Raw genomic sequence first — 26,394 nt, 5'->3', positions numbered from 1 at the left:
CACATAATCAAAAAACTAGACTGGCTCATGGCCAATCTAGTTTTTATTAGCTTATCTAGCTCGTCTTCTCAGTCCGGCTAAGCCTAGAGCTGATAGGAGGGCTGTTGCGCCGACAGCGGCTAGAGCTGTGTGGGCATCGCCTGTTGCAGGGAGTCCCTTCTTACTTGCTGGTGCTGAAGCTACAGGAGCTACTGATTGGCTTGCCACCTTAACAAGCTTAGCAACTTCTGCCTTGATGGCTTCGAGTTCAGCTTCAGTTTCTGCGAAGGCTACCTTGACAGCCAAATCACCTTTTTGCTCGTCAGTCAAGTTAGATGCATCGATTGCTTTAAGCAAATCGGTCGCCAATTTATCCTTGTCCACAGGTTTATTTGGTGTATTACCAGTGTCTGGTGTGTTGCCACCTTGACCAGGGGTTCCTGGAGTCGGAACATGGTCTGGATCTGGAACCGGTGTTGATTGTGGCTCATAAACAATACCATACTCACTGAAGTGCTCTGCGGTGAACTTAGCATAGCGCTTGCCATCACGAGTCACTGTTATGAATGACAGGCTTTGGCTCTGGTCACTATTTGGTAGGTAAACCACCTGAGCGACGTCTTTACCGTCATCAATCGGCAGGTAAACGTCAACCGGAGCAGCTGGTTTGGTGACATTACCATCCTTGTCGACCAGCTCGATGTCAAAGAGGTCGTAGTCGGTACCTTTGAGGATGGCTGGTGTTTCAGGGTTGTCAGTCTCTTTGTGGAAGACCACTCTCAAGCCTGCCACCTTGGCATCCGCTGTTTGAACCTCTGCGATGATACCTGAGTCAATATCCTTGATTTGACGAGATGGTTGTGTGATGTCAGGTTTGGTTGTGTTGTCTCCTGCGTTGGTATCGGTGTTATCATTTTGCTCATCGCTTGGTTTTTCAGGCAGCTGGTCTTCTTCGGCCACTTGTTGTTTTTTCTCCAGTTTAGCGAGAGCTTCTGTGATAGTTGAGATATAACCATCAACGATAGCTTGATCTGAGGCTTTTTTATCCAACTGAATAGCCGAAATGGCACTTTCCAGAGCAACTAAACTTTCGTCCGTATACATGGTGAGGTCTTCTGGGATACTCAATAGCAACTCTTGCAAGCGGCTGTAATCGGCTAGCTCCTCTGGTTTTCTTACCAACATCTCTGCGACATGTTCCAGACCAGCCAGCGCACGATCAATTTCAACCTGCTGTGTGGTTAGGCTGTCGTGAACGGCTCGCGCAGCAGCGACTTTCTGACTAAAGGCTTGGTAACTGTCCTCGGTGTAATCAGTTGCTGCAATTGCTTCAAGCGGTGTCAAGGCAGCTAGGAGCTGGCTTTTATCCACCAAACCAAGCGCTTGGTCGATCTGACCGAGCTTGAACTTAGCTTGTTTAATGTAGCTGAGGTCAGTGGTTACTCCACCTTTCCATTTTTCAGAAAACTCTCTGTCAAAGTGACCGTAAGAGTTCATGATGAAGGTGCCGTCAGGTTGAACAACCAACCCAGCATAGCCCGTATCACCTGAGAAGTGGTTCTGTGCCCAATCCTCAGCGATAAGAATTCGGTACTGACCTTCGTTCTGGTTCATGATGTCTTCATAGGTACCAACCCAAGCTACCCATTCCCCAGCTCGCCAGTCACCTGGTTCAATTTTACCATTTTTGTTGTAATCCAGCGTAATCTCACGGAAAGTGACTAGCAGACGACCGCTAATTGGATCATAAGCAATCTTATGGCGTTCCCCTTGTAGGGCGCCTTGCATGAATTCTGGACGGGTCCATGTCTGACCTTCATCATCCGAGTAGAACATGGTTGACTTATGTTGGTGAGATTGAGAGCGACCGAGAGCGACTAGACGCTTGCCGTCTGGTGAACGGAAGACGCCGACTTCAGCCAGCTGAGTTGCTGCTTCAATATCACGGTGCTCAGGAATCAATTTCTCAGGAGCACTCCATTGCTCGTTGCCTTGCTCATCGAAGGTCAGGTAGGTTTTGTAGTTGACAAAGCTAGCGTCAATGTATAGCCCCATCCATTTGTCGATAAAGTTACCTGCCTCATCCTTGAGCTGGGTCAAGCTAGACATGGCAACGATTGAGAAGTTTTGTGAACCATCTGCTTTGGTTGGCTGGAACTGTTTGTACTCTGACCAGGTTTGACCATTGTCTGTGGAGATTGAAGTATCCCAACCGCCGCTGGTATTGCCATGCCAGTTTGGTCGTCCTGCAATCATGATCAGTTTTTGTGAACCGTCTTTGAAATTCAGTTTATAGAGGGTTGGTGTTTCCCAAGAATTTGCCCATGACGCTGGAATATCAGTTTTCTCTGTCCATGTCTCGCCACCATCATGGCTAACTTTCATGACCACCGGTCCTCGTCCATGTCCAACTACGAAGGCTGTTAGCAGGGTTTGGTTATCGTCCAGCATGAGCATGTCTGGGTGAGCCAAGTACTGACGTGGTGTGTTTGGTGCCTTTTCCACATCAGACAAGTTAGCTTCTGGCATCTTATAGGTTGGAATAGTGTACTGGATTTCCAGACGTTTTTCGACCGTCACTGGGATTTCCTTGCGATAGCCACCTGCCGTGTTTTCGATAACCAAGCTTGTGCGACCTTTTTTCAGCGCTGTTACACGACCATTAGCATCAACACTAGCGATCTCTGGGTCAGTGATGGTGTAGGTTACAGTCTTATCAGCAGCATCAGAAATTAGATCAGCATTGACTTGCTGGCTGTCGTTGATATAGAGTTCCAAAGCTGTTTCAGCCACATTGAGCCCTTTGACCTGCATGGAAGCGACAACCTCGGCACCTGTCAAGGCACGGTTGTAAATCTTGAGCTCATCCAGTAGCCCTTTAACATTGCTACCACCGATCACATTAGCTGGGAGGATAAAGTCACGTGTTTTTGTCCAAGCGTTTGTTTGCACCAGCTGACCATTGACATAGAGACTGAGACCGTCTTGTGCGCTATTGGTCCACGTGTAATGCACCCAGTTACCTTTTGGTGCGGTATGGTTAAAGGTCAAGACATCTCCTGCACCTTTACCAACGTGCACACCTGCTTTTTCACGATTTGTCGCTAGTCGAGTATCAAGGGAGCGCTGACCATCAGTACTACTTAGGATAGAGTGGCGGTTGGCACCTTCGGATTCGTTGTAAAGCCAATACCCAACAGACCAGTCGTGGTTAAGAGACGGCAGGTTAGGTAAGGTCACTTGTTGACCTGGCTCCAAACGCAGGGCTTTACCAGAAATTCCATCTACCAGTTGACTAGTTGCTGGTTGACCATGACGGTCGCCCCATGAATCACGAACTGGACTTGTGGTATCATCAAAGGCATAATAGGCAACCTGAGCAGCTTGGTCAACGGTCAAACGTTCAACAGTAAGTGTCTCCTGAGCTGATTTACTAGGGTCTTGCTTAGAGGTTGCTGTGATGGTCACTTGACCTGCCTTCAAAGCGGTCACCTCACCCGTTTCCGAGACGCTAGCAATCAATGGGTTGCTACTGGTCCAAGTTACCAGTGGGTTGATGAGATTGGTTGGCGCCAACGCAGCAGTCAGTTGGCGACTTGTGCCAACAATTAGCGGTTGCGCCACCTCGCCACGGATAGCGATGCTCTCAACCTCTCTTGAGCCTGTTTGTTTCAAGGTAACATGTTCACGGGAAATGGCCGCAATCTCATCCTTGATGGCCTGCATATCACGGGCAAGAGCTTGTTTACCTTCTTCGGTCAGATATAGGCGATTGTTCGGATATTGCGCCTTGACTGTTTTGAGCAAACGGTCAACACGCTCAGCAAGGGCTGGTGTTTCTTCTTTGATTTGGATTAACTTGTTGACATCGCGAATGCCTTCTGCCATTTTTTCCAAACGTAAGGTTGATTTGGAAACTGGGTTGGCACTGGTTTTCAAATCTGGGTAGACGAGGAAAGGGTCGCCTGTTTCAAAGGCATTGTGCGTAGCATCTTCCAGAGGATTTTCCACCCATGAATCATAGGCCCAGCGCAGGAAGCCTTGACCACCAACCGCATAGGCATAGAGCATGGTCCAGTAGCTCTCGCCTGGTGCGCTAAGAGAGAAGTTCCCTGGTTTCTCACCTGTTGCCGTGTAAATGGTTGTCCGAAGACCGCGAGCCGCCCGTTCTTTACGCAAGGCTTCAAACTCAACAGGGTGAGCCTTGACGGCATTGGCACCGACATTGAGGTCGGTCACTCGCATAGCTAACTCACGCTTGTTAACAAAGCCATCCATGGCACCTGCTGTCTTGAATGGTTTGCCGTCGATGCTACGGACACTGTCAATCAAGTCAAAGGCTCGTTTGTCAAACCCACGTTCGTCGATACCGATATAAACCTGATCCTTCCAGCCTTTTCTCTCCACATGAACGATAAAGTCTTGGAGGAAAGCATTCCACGTTTTTGTGTATTCCTCACTACCAACGGTGTAGCGGCTGATCACTTTTTGCCCAGTGGCTTCGTCAAAATAACGGAACTGATTGGTCCATGGCGCCACACTGTAGCCAACAATCTTGTCACCGAGACCAAGGGATTTGTTAAATTCCACCCATTTATCAAACTTGGTGTAGTCAAAACTGAAGGTACCGTCAGCTTTCTTGGTCCAATCAATCATGGATGGGAATTTGATCTCATTTTTACTGTAAGTCTGACCTGCCCAAGCCTCCTCAACGATGGTCGTTGTTACGGCATGACCACCCAGTGCCTTATAGCGCTCCATATGTGGCCTTAAAATCTCAAAATGTTTTTCAGAAAACGGCTCAACATTGTAGTACTCAGCTACTGCAAATGGATTTTGCCATAACTCAATATCAAAGCTATCTTTGAAGTCAGTCACTGGTTTTAGGGTCGCATCGGCAACTTCCAAGGTATAGTTAAAGCTGAGCGGTGTTGCTAAGTGGTCTGCCAGAACTTTTACCGTACCTGTATATCGACCTGCTACTGCCTGCTCAGGCACCTTGATGGTCAACCACACGTTCTGCAGGCTATTAGCTGCCATGGTAGCTAAAGGCTCCGTCTGATAGATGACCTCGTTAGCTTCTGCACGGTTACCTGTTGGAATAGGACGCGTGGTGCTGCCGTAGCCCTGCATACCAGTGAAAGCTTGGACTGACTTGATAAAATGTGCTGTGATGTTGTCCTTGCTGATCGTGTTTGTACCGTCAGTAAAATCGCTCACTTCAACTCGAACATTAGTTAGGGCATCTTCGCCAGACTTAATGGTTAATTGAGAAGTTGCTGTATCGTTGCGCCAAGCGGTTAGCTGGCCTTGTGCAGCCAAAGGAACAGTATCATATTTATCTTGTGTATACTGAAGGTTGGTATCAACCACACCACCTGTTAGCTGAACCTCCCGTTCAGAGGCAGATTGAGCTTCTTCCAAAGCCTGAGCTGCTGCGTGTAGTTGAGCAAGTGCTGCACGCAATTCTTCGCTGGTTGATTGCTCATTAGCAATAACTTGACGAGCTGCTTCGATGGCTCCCATAAAAGCGGTTCGGCTAGCTTCTGTATAGAGTGACAGATCTTCATTAGAAATACTAGCTAACAAGCCTATCAGAGCCTCACGTTCATGAGAAGAGGCTGGTGAGTTAGAAACAAGGGGCTGGTCAGCTACACGAGGAGAGGTTTCTACTGCTTCTCCTTCAGGTAAGGCGGTAGCTGTCTCCTTTTCTGTAGCAGTTTCTTTTTCTAAAGACTGAGCAACGGCTGGATCAATATTTGCCTCAGTTGCGCTCGTCTCTGCCAACACTGTTCCCCCATTGGCAAATAGCACAGAACCGATTGCAACCGAACAGGCACCCAAGGACAATTTCCGAATGGAAAAAATCTGTTTTTTAGACCATAAGTCTTTCATTTTTCTCTCCTTTTTTGAAAGTGTTTTTATTTTTTGTCTTATTATAACATAAAATAAAAAATGACGCAATTTTTTACTTGAAATTTTAGTAAATAATTATCCCTCCCTCTCACTAACCCCCTTATCCTAGTCAAATGATGCTAGCACAAACTAACACAAATAGGTCTTGACGATTCTGAAAAAATAGGCTATAATAGTTGCTGTTATGGCGGTATAGCCAAGTGGTAAGGCACGGCTCTGCAAAAGCTTGATCACCGGTTCAAATCCGGTTACCGCCTCTAGGTGCACCTCTAGGTGCTGTCAAATGCTAAGACGAACTCATAAAAATGAGTTCGTCTTTTTTATCAATAAATAGCCGTTGATTTTATTTGGTCAATAAAAAAAAGCCTGTCCCCATCAACTTTATTAGTTGAGATGACGGAGTACAGAAAGACTAAAAAAGAGCTATTAACCCTAATATTCAATAACTTAAAGAATAGAGGAAAGTCTACCACTACTTCAACTTAATAACAGCGATAATCCTCAAAAACGAGTACTTTGTCTTCTGCTAGTCATCCGCCAAATTATCTCTGTATCAGAAATAAAACCCAAAACATTTTCAGCTATTGTGAACAATAGCATCAAAAAGACCCCTGGCAAAAATTGAACCGCCCCCAAAAAGTTAGACAGAAAAAATCTAATTTTGAGGTGCGGTTCAAACATTTACAGGAGGTTTCTCTTCGCTATAAATCAGTTGATTACGCTGACTAACGTTTAGCCTTTTCTAGGCACTGTTTTATCAGCTTATAGACGTGCATTCAGCTCATCTGACAGTTCCTCAAAGCCTGGCTTGCCAAGAAGGGCAAACATGTTTTTCTTATAAGCTTCAACACCTGGCTGGTCAAATGGGTTGACACTGTTGAGGTAACCTGTGATAGCAATGGCTAGCTCAAAGAAGTAAATAGCATAACCCAGCGTAAAGGCATCCTGCTCCTTCAAGATGACAAAGAGGTTGGGCACGCCGCCATCTGTGTGAGCTAGTAGCACACCGTCTGTTGCCTTTTTGTTAACAAAATCAACATCCTTGCCTTGCAGGTAACCTAAACCATCCAAATCCTCAGCCAGCTCTGGAATTAAGACGTTTTTACGTGGCTTATCCACACGCACCACCGTCTCAAACAAGTTGCGATAGCCTTCTTGGATAAATTGCCCCAAAGAGTGCAAATCAGTCGAGAAGTTAGCAGATGTTGGGTAGATACCTTTCTGGTTTTTACCTTCAGATTCACCAGCTAACTGCTTCCACCACTCGCCAAAATACTGGAGCGATGGCTCATAGTTAGCCAAAATCTCTGTCACATAGCCCTTGCGATAAAGCACTGTCCGCAAGGCTGCATACTGGTAGGCAATATTGTCAGTGATTTTATCTGAGGTCAATGCCTGGCGGGCCGCATTGGCACCAGCTATGAGCTGTTTGATGTCCGCACCGCTAGCAGCAATCGGCAAAAGCCCTACAGCTGTCAAGACCGAGAAGCGACCACCGACATCATCTGGCACGACAAAAGTCTGCCAGTTGTTGGCGTCTGCCTCCACCTTAACCGCCCCTTTAGCCTTATCTGTCGTGGCATAGATGCGTTTGTTGGCTTCCTCTTGACCATATTTTTTAACCAAGAGCTCTTTAAACACACGAAAAGCAATCGCTGGTTCAGTCGTTGTCCCTGACTTAGAAATCACGTTGACAGAGAAATCCTTATCTGCCACATACTCCACCAAGTCTGCCAAGTAGGTTGAGGAAATAGAGTTTCCAGCGTACAAAATTTGAGGCGCTTTGCGCTCTTGTGCAGACAGCAAGTTAGCAAAGTGATGGTTGAGGAAGTCAATGGCTGCTTTGGCCCCCAAGTAAGAGCCTCCGATACCGATAACCACTAGCACCTCGCTGTCAGACTTAATCTGCTCAGCCGCTGCTAAGATACGCTCAAACTCGTCTTTATCATAGTTCTCTGGTAAATCTAACCAGCCCAAAAAGTCACTCCCTGGACCAGTCTTTTCGCGGAGCAATTTATCTGCCAGAGTCACTTGCGGTTGCAAGTAATCCAACTCCTCCTGTCCAACAAAAGTCCCTAGTACTTTAGAATAATCAAATCGAATAGTTGTCATGCGTTGATAACCTTTCTAACTAATATCCCCTATATTTTACCTTTTTATGGGGCAAAAATCAAGCATTCCTTGTAATTTGTGAGCATTGAAACAAAATCATCTAGCCCCTCATTAAGCAGCTAGATGATACAGCCTTAATGCCACAAATCTGCAACAATATTGGTCTGGTCGCGGTCTGGACCGACAGAGAAGGTCAAGAGTTCCACACCAACCAGCTCTGTAATCCGCTTGACATAGTTCTGAGCATGAAGCGGTAGGTCTTCAAAACGACGAACACCTGTGATGTCCTCGGACCAACCTGGCAACTCCTCATAAATCGGCTTGCAGCGGTTGAGCTGAACGGTGCTAGCCGGGTAGTAATCAATTCGCTCCCCATCAAGGTCATAAGCCACACAGATTTTCACAGTCTCAAGCCCTGACAAGACATCAATCGAGTTGAGGCACAGGTTGGTAATACCAGAAACACGGCGGCTATGACGCATGACCACACTGTCAAACCAGCCCACACGGCGTGGGCGACCTGTGGTCGTGCCGTATTCTTTTCCGATTTCACGGATACGCTGGCCAATCTCGTCATGGAGTTCGGTTGGGAACGCCCCCTCACCAACACGGCTGGTATAAGCCTTGCAGACACCAACCACCTTGCTGATTTTGCTTGGTCCGACACCAGAGCCGATGGTCACCCCACCAGCGACAGGGTTCGATGACGTCACAAACGGATAGGTTCCTTGGTCAATGTCCAACATGACACCTTGAGCGCCTTCAAAGAGCACCCGCTTATCCGCATCAAGCGCATCATTAAGCACGACAGAGGTATCCGTCACATACTGCTTGATTTGCTGACCGTAGGAGTAGTATTCTTCAAAAATTTCCTCAAAATCCAAGGTATCTGCTTCATAGAACTTTTCAAAGAGGCGATTTTTCTCTGCCAAGTTCACACGCAACCGCTCTGCAAAGACCTCTTTATCCAGCAAATCCGCAATACGGATACCAACACGACCTGCCTTGTCCATATAGGCTGGACCAATCCCCTTGATGGTGGTGCCGATTTTTTGGTCACCTTTTGCCTCTTCTTGTAACTGATCAAGCTTGATGTGGTAAGGCAAAATGATGTGCGCACGATCTGAAATCCGCAGATTATCCGTCGTCACTCCCTCACCATGAAGGTAGTCTAGCTCCTTAACCAGCGCCTTGGGATTGACCACCATCCCATTTCCGATAACAGCCGTCTTTTCAGGGAAGAAAATCCCGGACGGAATCAAGTGTAGCTTGAACTTTTTACCATCAATAACGATGGTATGTCCTGCATTGTCTCCGCCTTGGTAGCGGGCGATAACCTCTGCCTCCGCTGCCAAGAAATCTGTAATCTTGCCTTTTCCTTCGTCACCCCACTGGGTGCCTACTACAACAACTGCTGTCATTTCTTGTTCACCTTTCTTTTGGCTCGCTACATGCACAAGCCTAGTGCGTTCTATCCTAAAACATTATAAGCTTTTTTTGTTAAAAAATCAATAAAAACCTATATTGGTTCGCTTTTTAATTTAAAAAACGTTGTCATTTTTTAGAACGTAAAGTTTTCATGTCAAAGGTTGCTTTTGAATAAACACAGACAGGCTAAAATCACAGTAATTTCTTGTAAAGTTGTCTGTTTTTAGCTAAAATATAAGGTAAGATAGTATACGGAAAGGACAACAATGACAAAACACAGAGTAAAGCGGATGAAAGACGAAAAGATTGTTCTTTATGTCGTCCTAGCAATGCTTGGTATGGGCGCTTTACTTGCTACCTTACCCTTAATACTAGCGGGTGCTATCGGATTTGTTATCTATCAATTAGTGGCTAAACAAAGAAGACTGCCTAGCCAAAGCCCCAACCCTCGCTTGCAAGACCTCAAAGGTAAGATTAAACGCGCCGATCGCCAAGTAAGCTTGCTTGAGGACTATCAGTCCCAAAAAGAGTACACCCAATACGGCGTGTTGGCGCACCAGCTTTTGCCCCAACTAAAAACCATCCAAAATGAGGCTGACCAACTCAAAGAGGACATGGGGCAAGAAATCTACCAGCGTGTGTCAAAAAAAGTCACTCAAGTGACTGGCGAGATTACGACAGAATTGAACCGACTAGGCTTATCCGCGGATAGTGAGCCGTTGAACCCCGAGGAGGAGCGCGTGCTTCAGCTGGCTCCAGAATTGTTAACTTGCTATCGCAATATTCGCATGGATGACCGTATTATCCGTGAAAAAATCAAAACGATCCCCAATCAATCTGAGCTCACCGCTTTGCATGACACCAACATGAATCGGTTCGAAGACATTTTGTCAGGTTATCTGAACATCAAAGCGTCTCCGAAAGATTTCTATCAAGCGCAAGAACGCTTGGAACGAGCAAAAACAGCTCTGGAACAATTTGATTTGGACTTGGATGACACCTTAAAAGAACTCAACGAGAAGGAGTTAAGTGATTTTGAGGTGAGTTTACGGCTGATGAGCCAAAAGGAGCGTAAAGATGAGAACTAATCGATTATTCTGGCGATTCACAGCTGTCCTATCCCTAGTATTTTGGGGAACATTGGGCAACAATCCTTTCTTGGTTGGTTCTGGTATTAGTTTAATCATGTTTTGGTCGCTAAAAAAGCAGATTAATCGCAGAACTTTGCCAGCCAATCGACGGCCCTACACCATTTTTTTAATTGCCCTATGTGCTTTTCTTCCGCTTAGCTACACTGAGTTTTTTGGGGCTTTATTTGGATTTACTGGGCTACTCTGGGGTGGCTATGCCGTATCCAACCAATTATCCACTCGCCAGCAGCAGAAATTAAGCGGTCAACGAGTCGCAGCCCTGCCAACGATTGACCAAATCAAGTCCACTGTTAAACAGCTTGATGGCAGCGTGTCTCGGTTAAAGGCGTTAGCCGAATCCAAGCAACACGCCGCCTATAAGGCATCAGCACCTGAGGTCTTGACAGAACTAGAGCAACTGGCAGATCAGCTTAATCAACAAAAAAACAGGTTAGACCTGGCGACCTTTCAACGCTTGATGACCCGCATCGCTACTGAGCGACAACTGATTCAGGATACCTTGCATCAGTTACAGCATGACTGGGAAAGTCAATTGCCAGATCAACACAACATTAAGCAAATCGCTCCTGAAATCAGTGCAGCTGTCTATCAGATTAGACAAGATAGCCAGCTCATTAAGGAGCAAATCAAGAAAAGCCAACTCGCTAATCAGGCTGAATTGCTAGAACTTCATCAGACTAGCATGTTGCGATTTAACAGCATCCTAACTGGTTACCTTACCATCAAAGAGCACCCAAACCATTACTATGACGCTGAGAAACGCTTGACCACAGCCCAAGAAACCATCGAGCGCTTCGCCAACGATTTAAAAGAACAAGTCCGCCAACTCAATGAAAATGCTATGTACGAGTTCGAAGTCAATCTACGACTGCTCAACTCAACTGTCTAGCCAATCAAACCTAAGGAGATCCTATGAGCCAATTTAATTTTGATATTGATAAAATTGCCAACAATGCTGTCAGAAAGGTTGATAAAACAACTGAAATCATCCAAACAACCAAGGAGTTAGGAACAGGGCAGGTGGGCTTTCTGGATAAGTTAACACCTGAACAACAAACAGCGATTACCGAACGAGCACCACAGCTAGTCGACAGTTTCATCACTGACCAGAATGCCTTGCTAGATTTCGGTCAAGCCGCCGTCGAAGAGGTTAATAAAACCGTCAATCACATCTTGTCTGAACAAAAGAAACTAGACATTCCTCAAGTTGATGACCTGCTCCAAAACACCAACCGTGAACTCAACGGTTTTGTTGCCAAATACAAGGACATCAAGCCAGCGGATTTGGAGCAAAAACCCAATTTTTTCCAAAAAATGTTCAAACAGGGCAAAAACACCCTTCAAGAGTTTTACTTCGATGCTCAGAACATCGAACAAAAAATGGACAGCATGGCTGCCCATGTGGTGAAGCAAGAGGATACCTTAGCACGTAACATCGTCTCAGCTGAGATGCTTATCGAAGAAAACACAAAATCTATCGAGAACTTAGTCGGTGTGGTTGCCTTCCTGGAAGCCACTCAGAAAGAGGCTTCCAATCGTGCCTTGGATCTTCACCATCAGGTAGCCAACCTTGACCTACAATCAGCTGACTATCATGTCAAATCTGAGGAACTAGCCCGTCTAACCGAGGTCGTCAACACACTCGAACAACAACATACAGAGTATGTCAGCCGTCTTTATGTGGCATGGGCAACAACACCTCAAATGCGCAATCTCGTCAAAGTATCATCTGACATGCGACAAAAACTAGGCATGTTGCGTCGCAACACCATCCCAACCATGAAGCTCTCTATCGCTCAGCTGGGCATCCTTCAACAGTCTGTCCGCTCTGGTGCAACAGCGGACGCTATCGTCAATGCCAACAATGCGGCCCTGCAAATGCTAGCAGAAACCAGCAAGGAGGCTATTCCTGCTTTGGAAAATGCTGCCCAACGCCCAACCCTTAATCTCGCGTCTGTCACTGCCATTGCGGAGAGCCTTATTGCACAAAATAACGGCATCATTGCCGCCATTGACCAAGGGCGCAACCAACGAGCGCAACTGGAAACAGCTATCATCAAGTCTGCAGAAACCATCAATGATTCGGTTAAATTGCGTGATGAAAAAATTGTCCAAGCCCTGCTCAATGAAGGACGAGCCACACAAGACAACATTAATCGTTAAACTAGCAAAGTTGAACACCTCAGTTTTAACCTTTTAAGGAGTTAGTCACTGCACAGGCTGAGAACAGTTTTTACACCTTTTGCCAGCTTAGAAGTGCGTTAGGGCTCTTGATCGTCTCTTATCACGTTAAGTAAACAAAATTAGTAACGATTATAGGTTAACAGATTTATCTTCATTTTAAAGCTCTATAAGATTGTAGTCAGTTAAGTCACTACATCTTATGGAGCTTTTTAAGCACACTGTTTATGGCAGTGAATTTCCTTTGAAGTAGATTTAAAGGTAATAGCAGAGCAAAAAAACCTCCCTTAAAAAGGACAGTTAATCAAACCTATAATCCTGCTTCTTGCAGACTATCCGCTAAGCTAGCAAAGTCCGCTAGGGTCAGGGCTTCGCCACGGACATTTGGTGCCAGCTCTGCCATGCCAAGCGCCTGCGTGAGCTTATCCTTCACCTCCTCTGACTTGCCAAAGTGGTTGGTCAGGTTGTTCCAGAGGGTTTTTCGAGGTGGATAAAATCTGAATCATAAAATAAGCAAAGAATTTCCATGAATACTCCTCTTTTTGGCGAAATATTTCAAAAAAGTATTGACAAGTAAACTTGGCGTATGTTACAATAAAAATACCAAGTATACTTGTCAAAATATATAATGGAGGTTTCCTATGGATAAACAAGATATTTTAGAAAAAAGTCGCAAAGACTATGCTGTCGCTGATGAAATGGAGCACCATGTCAGTCTCAATTCTGGAAATATTGCCAGCATTGTTGGGATAACGGCCTGCTCTCTCTTATTCACACTAGAAGCTTACTTTACAAATCGCTTTAATTTTGGGATGTTAGGTATTTACTTCGCTATGCAAGCAGCAGTCGAGTTAATGACCTACAAACAGCTAAAAACAAAGAATCATTTCATCAATGGCTTCCTCACGCTCAGTCTCGCCACCCTACTCATCGTTGGGCACCTCTATGCCATTTTTAGAGGTTAATATGGACGAACAGTTAATTTTAAAAAATCGTTTAAAAGAAGCCCGCAAGCGAAAACACTATTCCCAGCAACAATTAGCTGATGAGATTGGCGTATCTCGAAACACCATCAGCTCTATTGAGACAGGACAGTTTAATCCCACAGCAAAGTTAGCCTTAATTTTATGTATTGCTCTGGACGAATCATTTGAAAATCTCTTCTATTTCTAACCAGGCACTCATTCAAAAAGACTCGATAACCACCGTTTTGTGGAACTCGAGTCTTTTTTCGTCATTCGACATCGTTTAGGTTACATCCCCACTTCTTGCAGGCTATCCGCCAATCTAGCAAAGTCCGCTAGGGTCAGGGCTTCGCCACGGACATTTGGTGCCAGCTCTGCCATGCCAAGCGCCTGCGTGAGCTTGTCCTTCACCTCCTCTGACTTGCCAAAGTGGTTGGTCAGGTTGTTCCAGAGGGTTTTTCGACGGTGGACAAAGCAGGCCTTGGACACACGGAAAAAGAAATCCTCACCTTTGACACTGACCAAAGGCTCGGGACGTCGCACCATTTTGAGAATGGCGCTGTCCACGTTTGGCGCAGGGACAAAGACAGTGCGGGGCACGATGAAGGCGACCTTTGCGGTCATGTAGTACTGGACTGCGATGGAGAGACTACCGTAAGCCTTGGTGTTAGGCTCGGCGGAAATGCGGTCAGCGACCTCCTTTTGCATCATGACCACAAACTTAGCAAAAGGAATCTTGCTCTCGATCAGGTGCATGAGAATGGGCGTCGTGATGTAATAGGGAAGGTTGGCCACCACCTTGATAGGCAGGTCAGGATTCTTGAACTGCTTGATTTGCATCTGCAAGTCCACCGTCAAAATGTCCGCATGGACAACTTGGACATTATCAAACCGCCCCAGCGTATCCGCCAAGATGGGAATCAGGCGGTCATCAATCTCAAAAGCCATGACCTCAGCGGCACGCTCTGCCAAAAACTCGGTCAAAGCCCCGATACCAGGGCCAATCTCGATGACGTTGACGAACTCATCAATCTCGGCGGTATCGACAATCTTCTGCAAAATATTAGTATCGGTCAAAAAGTTCTGACCGAAGGACTTCTTAAAGGTGAACCCGTGACGGTCTAGTACCGCCTTGGTCATGCTGTAATCTGCTATTCTCATAGTATCCGTCCTTTTTTATTCAATTTGGCTACTCAGCTTTTTTCAAGGCGTTGACAGCTGAGGTTTGAGAAAAGTTCTTTGTCTCAAGTCGCTTTTTCTCCATTTCAAAAACTTTTTGGCGGAGTCTGGATTCATTAATCATATCCCTCTCGAAGTTTTCTCTCTGCTCAAACGCTTCTGCTATACTTGAATCATTAGCGAAGTCGTTAAATAATGCCGTTTTTTCATCAAGTAGTGCCATCATAGATTCATCTATACTGTCCTCTGTCAGTAATCGATAAACAACGACATCACGTAATTGCCCCATTCGATAAACACGGCTAATAGCTTGTTGCTCAGTCGAAGGTTTCCACTGCGGTTCGCATAGTATCACAATATTTGCCGCTTGAATGTTTAAGCCAACACCACCAGCATCTATTTGGCTGAGTAATACTGTCTGATTGGGATCTTTACTAAATTCGTCAATAATATCTTGTCTTTGTGCTGGTGAAATAGAGCCTGAAATCATTACTGGTGCCACGTTTGACAATTCTTCTTGTAGACGATACAAGACCCCCTCTTTGAAAAAGGAGAACACAAGTACTTTTTGACCATTCTCTCTAGCTTCTTTGCAAATATCTATAATTTGCAATAGTTTTTTCGACCTTTCACCAACAAAAGCAGCTCTTCTCATCCGCATCATCCCACTAATGCCATCTCTAACAGCATCGTCGTAAAACAATTGTTGTTCCTCTGAGAATCGAGACCATAGCTCAATCACCTCCATCTCTGGGAGCTCATCAAGCACCTCCTCCCGCTTACGTCTTAAATAGACAGTCGATAATTGAGTTTTAAATTCTTTAGTCGTCCAGTACCTACTTTCTAATTTTTTTCCTAATTCCGCATTTAAAAGTTTTATGAGATGTTTCATCTCAACTAAACGATTTTCCAGTGGTGTACCCGACATAAATAATTTGTATTGCGCCAGTTTAGAAAGCAACGTCGTGTAAATAGTACGTTTTGTTTCAGGATTTTTAATATAATGAGCCTCATCAACAACTAAAAAATCAAAAACAGTATCAGTCAGGGTTTCTGATAAAGCTTTAGCTTGCTCATAATTCGTCAGAAGGACACCTCCTTCGCTTTTCCATTTGTCAAATGTTCGTTGCCTATCAGACCCCCTGTACACGAAAGTCGGCAATTGCGACCATTTTTTGACTTCCCTATTCCAATTTTCTAAAACACTTAAAGGACAAACGACTATCGTATGTTGTTGATCATTTTGAAAAAGATGATTGGCAACCGAGATGGCTTGAATCGTTTTACCAAGACCCATTTCATCGCCCAGAAGAACGTTTCTATAGAACAAAATGTATTGAGCACCAAATTCTTGATAAGAGCGCATCGTGACGCCTAAACCTTCTCTGTTTATGTTCACTTGTTTCACTTTATCAACAATCAAATCTGGTAAGTCATTTGGTGTATAGATTTTTTTAGAGCCTGTTAGTGCCTCTATTAGAGCATGAAAAGTTGCACTATTTTCTACGAAATCAGCTTTCAACTCTCTCTCACTATAGGCAGGGAATTGAAGAATATCATTTTGGTCGTCTGCAGTCAAAAATGAATTATAAGCTGTATATAGCCCTTTTTCTTCCTCAAGCCACTCTTTTCTTTGTTGCTCCGATAGAAAATTAAGCATGAACCGATTAGAAGCTAAGGTTCTTATTTTTTCAAGTTTAATTTTCAGGGACTCTATCTGTTCAAGAAAAGCTTTTTCTCGTGTTTCTCTGTCTTTGGGATAGTCTTTATAGAATTTTAACAGACCTAGTAATTTAAATTCTAAGGATGATAGATTATCCACTCTTAACTTAGGATAGTAATGCTCCTTTCCTTGACTCATAATTTGAGAAATTATTGTTTTGATTAATTCAATATCTTCCTCAGGAATATGACACATCTTCTGTAAAAAGTCATTAGAACATCCCCAAATAGCACTCAAGTTGTCGAAATTTCTAGAAAGGTTTGGAAGAAATTTAGCAACACGCTCATCTGCATATCCCAATAAGTCTACCGGATAACTGGCTTCAATAGCCTTAATTTGAGTTTCTCTGATTTGATTCCAAACTTCTTTAACATCATCAATAAGCTTCCACTTAGAGTTCTGTTTAATAAATTTTTCAGCCAGTGCTAACGTTTCTAAGCATTGTCGAAAAAGATACGATTCAGTATTGCTATCATCTATTTTTAAAATCTGACTAATTTTAGCTGAATAATCTAGCTTGTGCTCACTTAAAGCGACTAGTTCTTCTGCAGTGGTTTCGGAGAAATTATTCCACTTTTCTAGCCGATTATCTAAATCAACCAACAGCCCATAATTCAACTGAACCTCTTTTTTTGCTAATTCAACATTATGCTTTATCGTACGATCTTGAAAAAGTCTAAATAGAGAATTTTTATCATTGTCAACAACATATTGTAAGTTTTTTTGCAATTCTTTAACTTTTGGAAATAACGATTGCTTATAGGCGGATAGATAAGCTAGAGATTTTTCTAAAGTATAAAGCATTTTAACCCACTCGACATTACTAAATAATTCCGTGGGATAAAAAGAATCTTTTAAAAGGAAATTAATGTCTTGAAAAGAGGCTTGTTTATTCAGTCTATCCAAAAAACCATTGGGAAGGCCGCGTATCCAATCTGCATATTCTTTTTCCTTTTGAATAAAATATTGTTCTTTCAACTGATCTTCCAAAAAAGAAAGTCGTTCAGATTCTATTATTTCAATTTTAGGATTTATGCTTACCAATATAGTTCTCGCCTCTTGCTTTTTCATCCCTCTTCTCCAAAGTTTACCCAATATCTAAATTTTAAAATATTTTTCTCTTCATTAAGAAAAGCTCTACTATAGATTTTTCTCTATACTCCCCATACACTCCTCCACCTCTTTCAAGGTCACCCCAAACAGTCTCAGGCGTTTGAGGAGCTGTTTGCCATTGGTGTAGCCGATGCGTAGGCTCTGACCGAGGTGTTCCCTGCGCTGTCGGCTATCTGCTCCCATCAGGAGCCCTAGCCGAATCAGGTCTGCCTGCGTGATATCAAAATTGTCCTCATCGTTATAGTACCCACGCACCCCAGCCAACGCCTTTTCCAAGTCCTCAAAACTGGCGTGCTCAACCCCCAAAGACCATCCCTTGGTTTTTGAGCGTGGGGCTGCCTCATCACGGTTGAGAAAGGCATGTTTGACGGTGGGAATAGCAGAGCTGATAATCTTGCGAATTCGCTCACCGTTGTAATCTGGGTCTGTAAAGACAATCACCCCTCGCAGGTCATGGAGCACCTCAATACGCTCCAAATCCTCTTCCGAAATCGCCGAGCCACGGGTCTCATAAGTCTCCACCTCGTAAAAACGTTTGAGGTTGGCGGTATCGTCCTTGCCTTCGACAACAATGACTTCTTGAATAATGATTTTTTCAGTCAAGTTTGAAAAACCTCTTTGCATTTTCTGTAGTGATGCGTGCGACCTCTTCGCTGGTCATGCCACGGAGCTCAGCGATGAAATCCACAACGTATCTGGTGTAGGCGGTCTTGTTTTCCTTGCCTCGTTTGGGAACGGGAGCCAAGTAGGGAGCGTCAGTTTCCACCAAAAGCTTGTCTAGGGGGATGCGTTTTGCCACTTCTTGGAGTTCGACTGACTTCTTAAAGGTGACCACGCCTGACAAGGAAATCATCATCCCTAGCTCGATAAAGCGCTCTGCCATGTCCCAAGAACCTGAAAAGGAGTGCATAATGCCACCACGAGGGCCCACGCCCTCACTTTCAATGATGGTCAGCGTGTCCTCCAAGGCGTCTCGCGTGTGGACCACAAAGGGCAAGGACAGTTCTTTGGAGAGCTGAATCTGGCGGCGAAAGACAGCTTCCTGCACGTCCTTAGGATCCTCCATCCAGTAATAATCCAGCCCAATTTCGCCGAGTGCGATGACCTTGGGGTGACGGAGCTTATCACGCAAAAAAGCCTCGGTATCATCCGTGTAGCTACCAGCTTCCGTCGGGTGCCAGCCCAAGGTCAGGTAAATCTCAGGGTGCTGGTCCGCCAGTTCAATGGCGCGTTCGATGATTGGTGTATCAAAACCGACCACGTTGTGGGTGGTTACGCCCAGCTCTTTTGCCAATGCTAATTCGTCTGCCACACGTCCATCAAAGGTCGGAACATTAAGGTGAGTATGGGTGTCAAAGATTTCTAATGTCATAGGCTTATTGTATCATATTTGCAGGTAAATAAAAAGGAAGTCAGCGTCGTCACACGATAAACAGTTGGCATTCACCTGACGAGAGACCATCAACAATAAACTCCTTCGCTGTCATTTTACGAAGGAGTTTATCATATTATTGAGGTCATCTCTGGAATCCCTTGATTTATCAAGGGGATAAAAGGAGAGGAGGGGATTCGAACCCCCGAGCCCCGTTAAGGACTACTAGCTTTCCAAGCCAGCGCACTCAGCCACTATGCGACCTCTCCATAAGCAAGATAGTCTTGCGACCATATCGTATCGCTAAAACTACCTCATTAGTCTATCATACTTTTTTGGGCTTGTCAAACTGTGCTTCTAGGCGGTAGATGACCTGACCTTTTTTGGAAAATTTTTCCTCGTACTCGGTCATAACATTGCCTTCGTAATCACTGGCATGTAGGTCCAACCAAACCTGATTGAGCACCATACCATACTGAGACATGCTCGCCAAACTATACTCAAAGAGCCCACGATTGTCTGTTTTGAAGTGAATTTCACCGCCAGGTGGCAAAATCTGCTCAAACGTTTCTAAAAAGCTCCTGTAGGTCAAGCGCCGTTTTTCGTGGCGTGTTTTTGGCCAAGGGTCACTAAAGTTAAGGTAGAGCAAGTCAATTTCTCCGGCCTCAAAGTAATTGGTCAGGCTGGACCCATCAACACGCAGCAACTTGATATTAGGCAAATCGCTCTCTAAAACCTTGTCTAAAGTATAGCTAAGCACTGAGAGCTGAACATCAATGCCGATATAGTTAATATCAGGGTTTTGGGCAGCCATACCTGTGATAAATCGTCCCTTACCAGAACCAACCTCGATATGAATCGGATGATTATTCCCAAACACCTGACGCCATTTGCCCTTACTGTCTTCAGGGTTGAGGATAACGTACTGGGGATTGGCAGCTAAATAATCCGCTGCCCCTTTTCGATTTCTGACACGCATCAGTTTTTGATTCCATTTCTAAATTGGCGAAGGTCATAGATTTCTTGATTGACCTTATCCATCTCTCTCAACTCAAAAAAGGTTAAAATCTGAGACAGATAAGAAAATTGCCCATACCAATAAAATTTATTAATCACTAAATCGTTGTACTTGTAACCGTAATAAACCAGCCATTCCTGCCAATGCGCTTTTGGCACATAGTGACTAAGAATCTGGGCAACATCGTACATACGATCAGTCAACCTCACTGAATCCCAATCTACCAGGTAAATCATGCCACTGGTTGTAATCACCCAGTTCGTGTGTCTCACATCACCGTGAACAATTGTTGCCAAATCGGCTTTGAAGTCTGGCAGTTGACGCTTCAATTCTTGAACAATGGTCTGAAGGTAAGAATTTTCTCTTAATTGGAGCGGAGCATTTTTTTCCCACTCTGCTAACAAGTCATAAGGGTTTTCGATGCGGTAATTAAGCTGTAACAGCTGATTGCGGAGTTGTTTTGACTGGTGCAGACGTGCTAAAATTTGCGCAATCTGCTTGCTCGTCATGTCAGCGCGCTCCAACAGCCTACCGTCCAACCACTCCTGCACACTCATGGTATCACCGTTTGGTGTCCGTTTGGTCCACAAGAGATGGGGCGCAATTTGTTCCTTAGCCAAAGCGGCTAAGATTGGGGTCGTATTCATCTTCACAAACACCCGATCCCCATTGGGATACGTTCCTAGAAAAGCTTGCCCGCTCTTACCTTTCAAAGGGGCTAATGTTAACTCTTTATCGTTTGTCACAAGATTTCTCCTTATTTCCATCTTATTTATTTTACCTGTTTTAAGCCGTCTCGTCAATCATTCGTTCTGCTTTATGAGGCATGTAGGCATAGAGGACTACCACGTTGATGGCGGTTAATAGCAGAGCGGCAGACCATGTTTTGGCAAAAGGCAACTCAATCAGAAGCGCTACCAGACTTAGTCGCCGTATCAGCCAGAGCAGGGCCGTTTTCTGACCAAAACCTGCTAGAGGCATTACCTTTAGCAAATAGTGATGGTCATAGTGATTGGACAAAGCCAACAGTTGAAAACTCAGTAAAAAGTTCAACATACCAGCCAGACCTGCCCCCAGGTAGGGACTGGACACCCCAAATAAACTGAGCATAGCTAATCCTGTCAACCGCAAAAACAAGCCCAGATAGTCACCACTGCGTAAAAAGGATCGCCAGAACAGCTGATGATACAGCTTTCCTTGCCCTTTTGGAGCAAATCTATTCAAAACATTAAGGTAGGGGCGTTTTTTCACACTACTGGTAATGCCTTTGACATTGGTAAAGAGGGCAAAAAACTGCAAGAGTCGCTGTTGTCGCTGCACTTCAGTTGTTACCAGTTTATCCCAGTCAAGACCATTTTGACGACCAAGCCTCATCAAGCGACGATTGGCAAGAATTAACTTAACCACCGTCACGACAATCAAAAATGCGACAAAGCCCCAGACTGACCAGCCCAGCTGATGAAGCAAGGGATAGAGCAAGCACCACCCAGCCAGTTGAACAAGGCTTCCAAAGAGAGCAGCTCTGCTATTGGCCTCCTTAACCAAACCAACCAAAACAGTCTCCTTAGTTAAGAGGTAATGGCGATCCGGGGGCAAGATGTAGGTCGCCACCTGCCCAACACTAAGTAAACCAAGCCCGAAGACGCAGAGGAGCCCATAAAGCCAAAACGAGAAAATAGGCGGATTATTCAACAATTCTCGGTACTGATAGAGCAGAACCCCCAACCCAACCATGAGGACCAAAACAAAATGGTCATTGAAAACGTAAGGCAGATAAGTGGTTAGGCGCTGATAAAAGGAACGACGCCGTTCTTCAAAGAGATCCCTCATCTCAGGCCTCCCTCGTCCAGTGCAAATACATGCTGTTAAGGCTAGCCTGATAATCCCCAAACTGTTCCCGCAAGTCAGCAAGACTGCCCTGGGCCAGCACGCGTCCTTGGTGAAGGAGGACAAAACGGTCACAGATGCGCTCCGCTGTGTCCAAAACATGGGTGCTCATCAAAATCGCTTTCCCAGCTGCTTTTTGCTCTGCTAGCAAGGTCATCAAATCAGCAATTGCCTGAGGATCAAGCCCTAAAAAGGGCTCATCAATGATAAACAGCTCTGGCTCTACCACAAAGGCACAAATCAGCATGACTTTTTGTTGCATCCCTTTTGAAAAATCAGTGGGAAACCAGTCCAATTTATCCGATAAACGAAACAGGGTCAACAAACCCTCCGCCCTTGTCATGACTAGCTCGATAGGCAAATCATAAGCCATGGCTACTGTCTCTAAATGCTCACGCAGGGTCAACTCACTGTATAAACTCGGACTCTCAGGAATAAAGCCAATTTTTTTCCGATAAGCTATGGCATCATCAGCCAAGGTCAGACCACCTAGACTAATCCTACCCTTGTCTGGACGTAAGAGACCGATAATTTCCTTAATCGTCGTTGACTTGCCAGCCCCATTTAGACCAATGAGACCGACCAGTTCGCCACTCTTGACCTCAAAACTCACTTCTGTTAAGACAGGCAGATGATGATAACCACCTGTGATGTTTTCAACCCGTAACAAGACTTTTCTCTCTTTCTTTGCTATACTTGTATTAAGTATAACAAAATTTAGCTATTTTAGGAGGTTTCAACCCATGACAGACTGTATTTTTTGCCAAATCGTCTCAGGAGCCATCCCCTCAAGTCAGATTTATGAGGATGAACAGGTACTGGCATTTCTTGATATCACTCAAGTAACCCCTGGGCATACGCTGATTATCCCTAAACAGCACTGCAAAAATCTTCTTGACATGAGCGCTGACACTGCTCATCAGGTCTTTGGGGTCGTACCAAAACTGGCGCAAGCCTTGGTCAAGACAACAGGCGCAGACGGCATCAACCTAATTAACAACAGCGAAGAAGCTGCAGGTCAGACGGTTTTTCATGCCCATATCCACCTCTTACCACGATTTGCGTCTGGTGACGGCTTGGATATTCGCTTTGCTCAACATGAGCCTGATTTTGGGAAATTAGCAGAGCTGGCCAAGCACATCCAACAGGAGGTCAACTAAGATGAAAAAACTCCGTTCACTTCTTTGGCTGTCTGTGCTGACAGGAATTGGTTATCAACTTTATCAGAACCGAGTCAGACTGATTAAACAACTAGCTAAAGCCAGAGTTACCCTAACCGACAGTCAGGACAAGCTTGACCAAGTAAAAGCAGATGTCACAGAGGTTCAAAACAGCCTGCCAGCGCTGAATCAACTAAGCAAAGACATCAACTACAAGCTCCGCCTATTTCAAGAAGAAAGCAAGCCACACCTTGTGGCTATCCAGAACATTTTAGCCAAATATCAGAAAAAAGAGGAATAGTCAACAACACGATTACACACGAAAACCGAGCCGTTTCCAGCTCGGTTTATTGTGTTTATCATCTCTTGTTCAAGCTTTGAGACTAGTTTTTTCTTTTTCTTGAATAAGAAAGAAGTCCTGTGAATCCAGTCAATAAGCCGAGGTATTGCAACAAATCAGTTGAACTAGTACCGGTATTTGGTAACTGTTTCTTCATGCCTTTGTCTGTTGACTTAGGCATAGGCGCTGCTTGGGTGGCAGGCATAACTGTCCGCTGCTTATCGCTTGATTTAACCACAGGGTCAGCTTTAACCATCCTTTTATCAGGTTTCGGCATATCTTGATTGCGCATCAGTCGTGGGACAGATGCTGAATCTAATGGATTAGTACCGGCATCCAGCTCACTACGACTAGTATGCCCATCACCATCATGATCTTTATCGAGTTCAAACTGTGGTTTATCTTCATTGATCAAAGGTTCGGTTTTACCGATTTTTTTCTCGTCTGACTTAGGCTGTTTTTCAGGCTCGACAGGCAAAATTGGTTTGATTTGCTCTTCTTTTTCTTTTGGTTTTCCACCTTCAGAATTTGGTACTTTAGGTTGCTCAGCTTTCGGTTGCTCCATCCTATCATCTGGTTTTTTCAGCTCAGCAAGTCTTGCTTTCAACTCACCAACTAAGGCTTCTGATTTTTCAAGCTCTTTAGACAGACGATCTTTTTCAGATTGCAATTCCTGTCCATTTGCTTGCACCTCTGATAAGCTCTTTTTAAGATTAAGATTTTCTTTGCTTAACCTAGCAAGTTCGTCTTCTAATTGTTTTACGGCATCTTGAGAATCTTTAAGTTCGTCTGCCAATTTATCATGCTCTGACTGCAACTTCTGTAAGTTGGCTTGGTTTTCAGACAAGCGACGTTCTAGGTCTTGTTTTTGTTTAACAGCTTCGTCGTCTTTAGATTGCAGTTGTTTTTCCAAGTTAGACTTTTGAGTCATCAAGTCTTCGTTCTTACCCTCTAAGTCTGCCAATTGTTTCTGCAAATCCTCAAGTTTTTGCTGGTCTTGCTCAAGCATTTGCTCGTTTGGCTGAGGTTTTTTAGCTAACTGTTCTTCAAGTGACTTGACTTTGTCTTCTAGTTCAGCTTTATCAGTCTCTAACTGAGCTTTCTTAGTTTCCAAATCAGCTTCTTCAGTTAATAGGGCTTGCTCTTTTTGTTTCAACGTGTCTACTTCTGCTGATTTCTCGCTGAGTTTTTTCTGACTATCGGTTAGTTGTGTGCTCAGCTCGGCTTGTTTTGCCTTTTCTTTCTCAAGTTCTGCGGTTAAGCGTTCTTTTTCTGCACTTAGACGCTCTTGCTCTTCTTTAAGCTTCATGTTTTCAAGTTGAGCTTTCCCATCAGGTTTATCTTTCAGAGCTTCTTCTAATTTCTGTTTTTCTGTTTCCAGATTCTTTTTCTGTGTTTCTAAAGTCTCTATTATTCTTGCTAAATTATTTTTTTGAGACTCTAAATCATCTTTTTGTTTCTGCAACTCATCTTTTTCTTTGCGAGCTTCCTCACGATCGGCTTGGAGTTGTTGTGTGTCTTGATTCGCTTTAGCAATACGTTGCTCTAAATTAGCCTTTTCAGATTCCAAACCTTTCTTTTGATGTTCTAAACTAGTTTTCTCATCTCTAAGACGTTTGACTTCGATATCAGATTTGATTTGTTCCTTTTCTTTTTCAGAAAGGTATTCCTCTAATTGTTTGGCTTTTTCTTTGTTATCTTCTAACTGAGCTTTTACTTTTTTCAATTCTTCTTGCAACTGATGGTTTTTTTGTTCTGTATCGTTTTTGTCAAGTTTAGAAGCTAGTTCGTCTTTTTCACGTTGTAACTGTTCCTTTGCTTTACTCAGTTCATCAACCCTACTGATAAACTGTTCTTCCCTTTGTTTAAGTTCCTCTTGTAACTGTTTTACAGTCCTTCCTATTTCCTCAAGCTGTTTTACCTTGTCTCTAAGTTCATCTGCAATATTTTCTTGACCTTCGCTAAGGTGACGTCTTCCAAATTCTTCCAAAATCAGCCTATACAGCTGAACCTTAGCATCCGTATTATTATTAACAAGAATATCAAGTCCGCTTGGAACTTTAACCGCTTTATTCAATTCCTCGATAGTAAAGTCTTGAAGAACTTCTTTAACTTCTTTAGCTTTTTGATCGTCAATTTTTCCACCATTAAGAACTTTTCCCAATCTCTGAGCTGCTGCCGATTCTTCCGCCCAAACAGGTGTGGCTGTTGATAGCGTTCCTGCTAGTAGTGCAGTGGCTAGAGCTAGACGACAAACTTTTGTAATCTTACGTGAAGACATATATACCTCTTTCTAAACCTATTTCTCAGGTTCCTAATTTACCTTACTAGTATATCACAGAACTATTGTATTATCAATCTAGATTAATGAAAAGGCACCCCTTTTCTGTACAATTTTTATAAAGTGTTTTTGTTAAGCGATAACTCGCTTAACCATAGGTGTTTGGTAATCGAGACTACCGTGAATGCGATGATGGTTCCACCAGTGGACATAGTCCTTGGTTTTAAGGGTTAGTTCTTCTAGTGACTGGCAGGTCTCCTGGTTGATAAACTCCAGTTTGCAAGAGCGGTAGGTGCTCTCATCGACGGCATTATCATAGGGACAGCCCGCTTGACTGAGGGAACGGGTAATGCCAAAGGTTTCAAGCATCTCATCAATCAACTGATTATCGAACTCCTTGCCCCGATTCGAGTGGAAGAGGTTGACCTTGGTCAGGGCGTAAGGAATGCTTTGGATGGCTTGTCTAACCAACTCTGCAGTCTTCTGCCAACCGACTGACAGACCAATGATTTCACGGTTGAAGAGGTCAATCATCAAGCAAACATAAGCCCATCGCTTGCCAACACGGACATAAGTTAAGTCTGTTACA

At 44.3% G+C, this 26,394-nt stretch carries 20 protein-coding genes, 2 tRNA genes and 1 pseudogene; 8 read left to right on the top strand and 15 right to left on the bottom strand.

Annotation, left to right across the window (positions count from 1 at the left end):
• Positions 1 to 51: 51 nt before the first annotated feature.
• On the bottom strand, positions 52 to 5,874 hold the full coding sequence (locus ACERC7_RS06740) for a glycoside hydrolase domain-containing protein (RefSeq protein ID WP_373666501.1): 5,823 nt from the start codon (positions 5,872 to 5,874) through the stop codon (positions 52 to 54).
• A gap of 207 nt (positions 5,875 to 6,081) precedes the next feature.
• Here ACERC7_RS06740 and ACERC7_RS06735 point away from each other — a divergent pair.
• A tRNA-Cys gene (locus ACERC7_RS06735) sits at positions 6,082 to 6,152 on the top strand.
• 505 nt (positions 6,153 to 6,657) lie between these two features.
• On the opposite strand, the gene ACERC7_RS06730 is transcribed toward ACERC7_RS06735, so the two are convergent.
• A complete protein-coding gene (locus tag ACERC7_RS06730; protein ID WP_373660454.1) occupies positions 6,658 to 8,007 on the bottom strand; it encodes a glucose-6-phosphate isomerase in 1,350 nt (449 codons plus the stop codon).
• A gap of 134 nt (positions 8,008 to 8,141) precedes the next feature.
• Positions 8,142 to 9,428: an adenylosuccinate synthase gene (locus ACERC7_RS06725; protein ID WP_373666500.1), complete on the bottom strand. Its 1,287-nt coding sequence runs from the start codon at positions 9,426 to 9,428 to the stop codon at positions 8,142 to 8,144.
• A 273-nt stretch (positions 9,429 to 9,701) separates the two neighbouring features.
• Here ACERC7_RS06725 and ACERC7_RS06720 point away from each other — a divergent pair, with 273 nt between their 5' ends.
• From ACERC7_RS06720 to ACERC7_RS06710, 3 genes are read left to right on the top strand one after another with little or no spacing between them, the layout of a single operon-like run.
• Complete coding sequence (locus ACERC7_RS06720) at positions 9,702 to 10,523, top strand: hypothetical protein (RefSeq protein ID WP_373666499.1); 822 nt, start codon at positions 9,702 to 9,704, stop codon at positions 10,521 to 10,523.
• Entirely contained in the window at positions 10,513 to 11,475 is a 963-nt protein-coding gene (locus tag ACERC7_RS06715; RefSeq protein WP_373666498.1) for a hypothetical protein, read from the top strand. The genes ACERC7_RS06720 and ACERC7_RS06715 overlap by 11 nt, the downstream gene beginning before the upstream one ends.
• Before the next feature lie 23 nt (positions 11,476 to 11,498).
• Complete coding sequence (locus tag ACERC7_RS06710; protein ID WP_373660450.1) at positions 11,499 to 12,749, top strand: toxic anion resistance protein; 1,251 nt, start codon at positions 11,499 to 11,501, stop codon at positions 12,747 to 12,749.
• A gap of 328 nt (positions 12,750 to 13,077) precedes the next feature.
• Here ACERC7_RS06710 and ACERC7_RS06705 read toward each other — a convergent pair.
• Positions 13,078 to 13,263: pseudogene (locus tag ACERC7_RS06705) on the bottom strand (16S rRNA (adenine(1518)-N(6)/adenine(1519)-N(6))-dimethyltransferase); the annotation flags it as partial.
• A 145-nt stretch (positions 13,264 to 13,408) separates the two neighbouring features.
• On the opposite strand from ACERC7_RS06705, the gene ACERC7_RS06700 reads away from it, so the two are divergent.
• Positions 13,409 to 13,732, top strand: a complete 324-nt coding sequence (locus ACERC7_RS06700) for a DUF6442 family protein (protein ID WP_373659271.1) — start codon at positions 13,409 to 13,411, stop codon at positions 13,730 to 13,732.
• Position 13,733: 1 nt separating this feature from the next.
• Complete coding sequence (locus ACERC7_RS06695) at positions 13,734 to 13,940, top strand: helix-turn-helix transcriptional regulator (RefSeq protein ID WP_373659270.1); 207 nt, start codon at positions 13,734 to 13,736, stop codon at positions 13,938 to 13,940.
• Positions 13,941 to 14,020: 80 nt separating this feature from the next.
• On the opposite strand, the gene rsmA is transcribed toward ACERC7_RS06695, so the two are convergent.
• From rsmA to ACERC7_RS06650, 9 genes are all read right to left on the bottom strand, one after another.
• Complete coding sequence (gene rsmA / locus ACERC7_RS06690; protein WP_373659269.1) at positions 14,021 to 14,893, bottom strand: 16S rRNA (adenine(1518)-N(6)/adenine(1519)-N(6))-dimethyltransferase RsmA; 873 nt, start codon at positions 14,891 to 14,893, stop codon at positions 14,021 to 14,023.
• 28 nt (positions 14,894 to 14,921) lie between these two features.
• Entirely contained in the window at positions 14,922 to 17,705 is a 2,784-nt protein-coding gene (locus ACERC7_RS06685; RefSeq protein ID WP_373666497.1) for a DEAD/DEAH box helicase, read from the bottom strand.
• A 69-nt stretch (positions 17,706 to 17,774) separates the two neighbouring features.
• The gene (gene rnmV, locus ACERC7_RS06680) at positions 17,775 to 18,371 is read right to left on the bottom strand and encodes a ribonuclease M5 (protein WP_373666496.1); all 597 of its coding nucleotides are present in this window, start codon (positions 18,369 to 18,371) and stop codon (positions 17,775 to 17,777) included.
• Positions 18,343 to 19,119: a TatD family hydrolase gene (locus ACERC7_RS06675; protein WP_373659266.1), complete on the bottom strand. Its 777-nt coding sequence runs from the start codon at positions 19,117 to 19,119 to the stop codon at positions 18,343 to 18,345. Before ACERC7_RS06675 ends, rnmV begins: the two co-directional genes overlap by 29 nt.
• Before the next feature lie 182 nt (positions 19,120 to 19,301).
• A tRNA-Ser gene (locus tag ACERC7_RS06670) sits at positions 19,302 to 19,388 on the bottom strand.
• A 56-nt stretch (positions 19,389 to 19,444) separates the two neighbouring features.
• On the bottom strand, positions 19,445 to 20,098 hold the full coding sequence (gene trmB / locus ACERC7_RS06665) for a tRNA (guanosine(46)-N7)-methyltransferase TrmB (protein ID WP_373659265.1): 654 nt from the start codon (positions 20,096 to 20,098) through the stop codon (positions 19,445 to 19,447).
• Complete coding sequence (gene ccrZ / locus ACERC7_RS06660) at positions 20,098 to 20,904, bottom strand: cell cycle regulator CcrZ (RefSeq protein ID WP_373666495.1); 807 nt, start codon at positions 20,902 to 20,904, stop codon at positions 20,098 to 20,100. Before ccrZ ends, trmB begins: the two co-directional genes overlap by 1 nt.
• Before the next feature lie 19 nt (positions 20,905 to 20,923).
• Entirely contained in the window at positions 20,924 to 21,967 is a 1,044-nt protein-coding gene (locus ACERC7_RS06655) for an ABC transporter permease (RefSeq protein WP_373666494.1), read from the bottom strand.
• A 1-nt stretch (position 21,968) separates the two neighbouring features.
• Positions 21,969 to 22,694: an ABC transporter ATP-binding protein gene (locus ACERC7_RS06650; RefSeq protein ID WP_373659262.1), complete on the bottom strand. Its 726-nt coding sequence runs from the start codon at positions 22,692 to 22,694 to the stop codon at positions 21,969 to 21,971.
• Between the two features lie 73 nt (positions 22,695 to 22,767).
• Here ACERC7_RS06650 and ACERC7_RS06645 point away from each other — a divergent pair, with 73 nt between their 5' ends.
• Together ACERC7_RS06645 and ACERC7_RS06640 are read left to right on the top strand one after the other, a co-directional pair.
• On the top strand, positions 22,768 to 23,184 hold the full coding sequence (locus ACERC7_RS06645; RefSeq protein ID WP_373660445.1) for an HIT family protein: 417 nt from the start codon (positions 22,768 to 22,770) through the stop codon (positions 23,182 to 23,184).
• Between the two features lies 1 nt (position 23,185).
• Positions 23,186 to 23,485, top strand: coding sequence for a hypothetical protein (locus ACERC7_RS06640; protein WP_373659260.1), 300 nt, complete (start codon positions 23,186 to 23,188; stop codon positions 23,483 to 23,485).
• 82 nt (positions 23,486 to 23,567) lie between these two features.
• Here ACERC7_RS06640 and ACERC7_RS06635 read toward each other — a convergent pair whose 3' ends face one another.
• The gene (locus ACERC7_RS06635) at positions 23,568 to 25,805 is read right to left on the bottom strand and encodes an LPXTG cell wall anchor domain-containing protein (protein ID WP_373666493.1); all 2,238 of its coding nucleotides are present in this window, start codon (positions 25,803 to 25,805) and stop codon (positions 23,568 to 23,570) included.
• A 132-nt stretch (positions 25,806 to 25,937) separates the two neighbouring features.
• On the bottom strand, positions 25,938 to 26,394 hold a 457-nt coding region (locus ACERC7_RS06630), incomplete at its 5' end, for a transposase (protein WP_373666492.1).

The organism is Streptococcus sp. E17BB, from assembly GCF_041807725.1.
GTDB classification, from domain to species: domain Bacteria; phylum Bacillota; class Bacilli; order Lactobacillales; family Streptococcaceae; genus Streptococcus; species Streptococcus entericus.
This window is presented reverse-complemented; position numbering and strand designations above follow the sequence as displayed.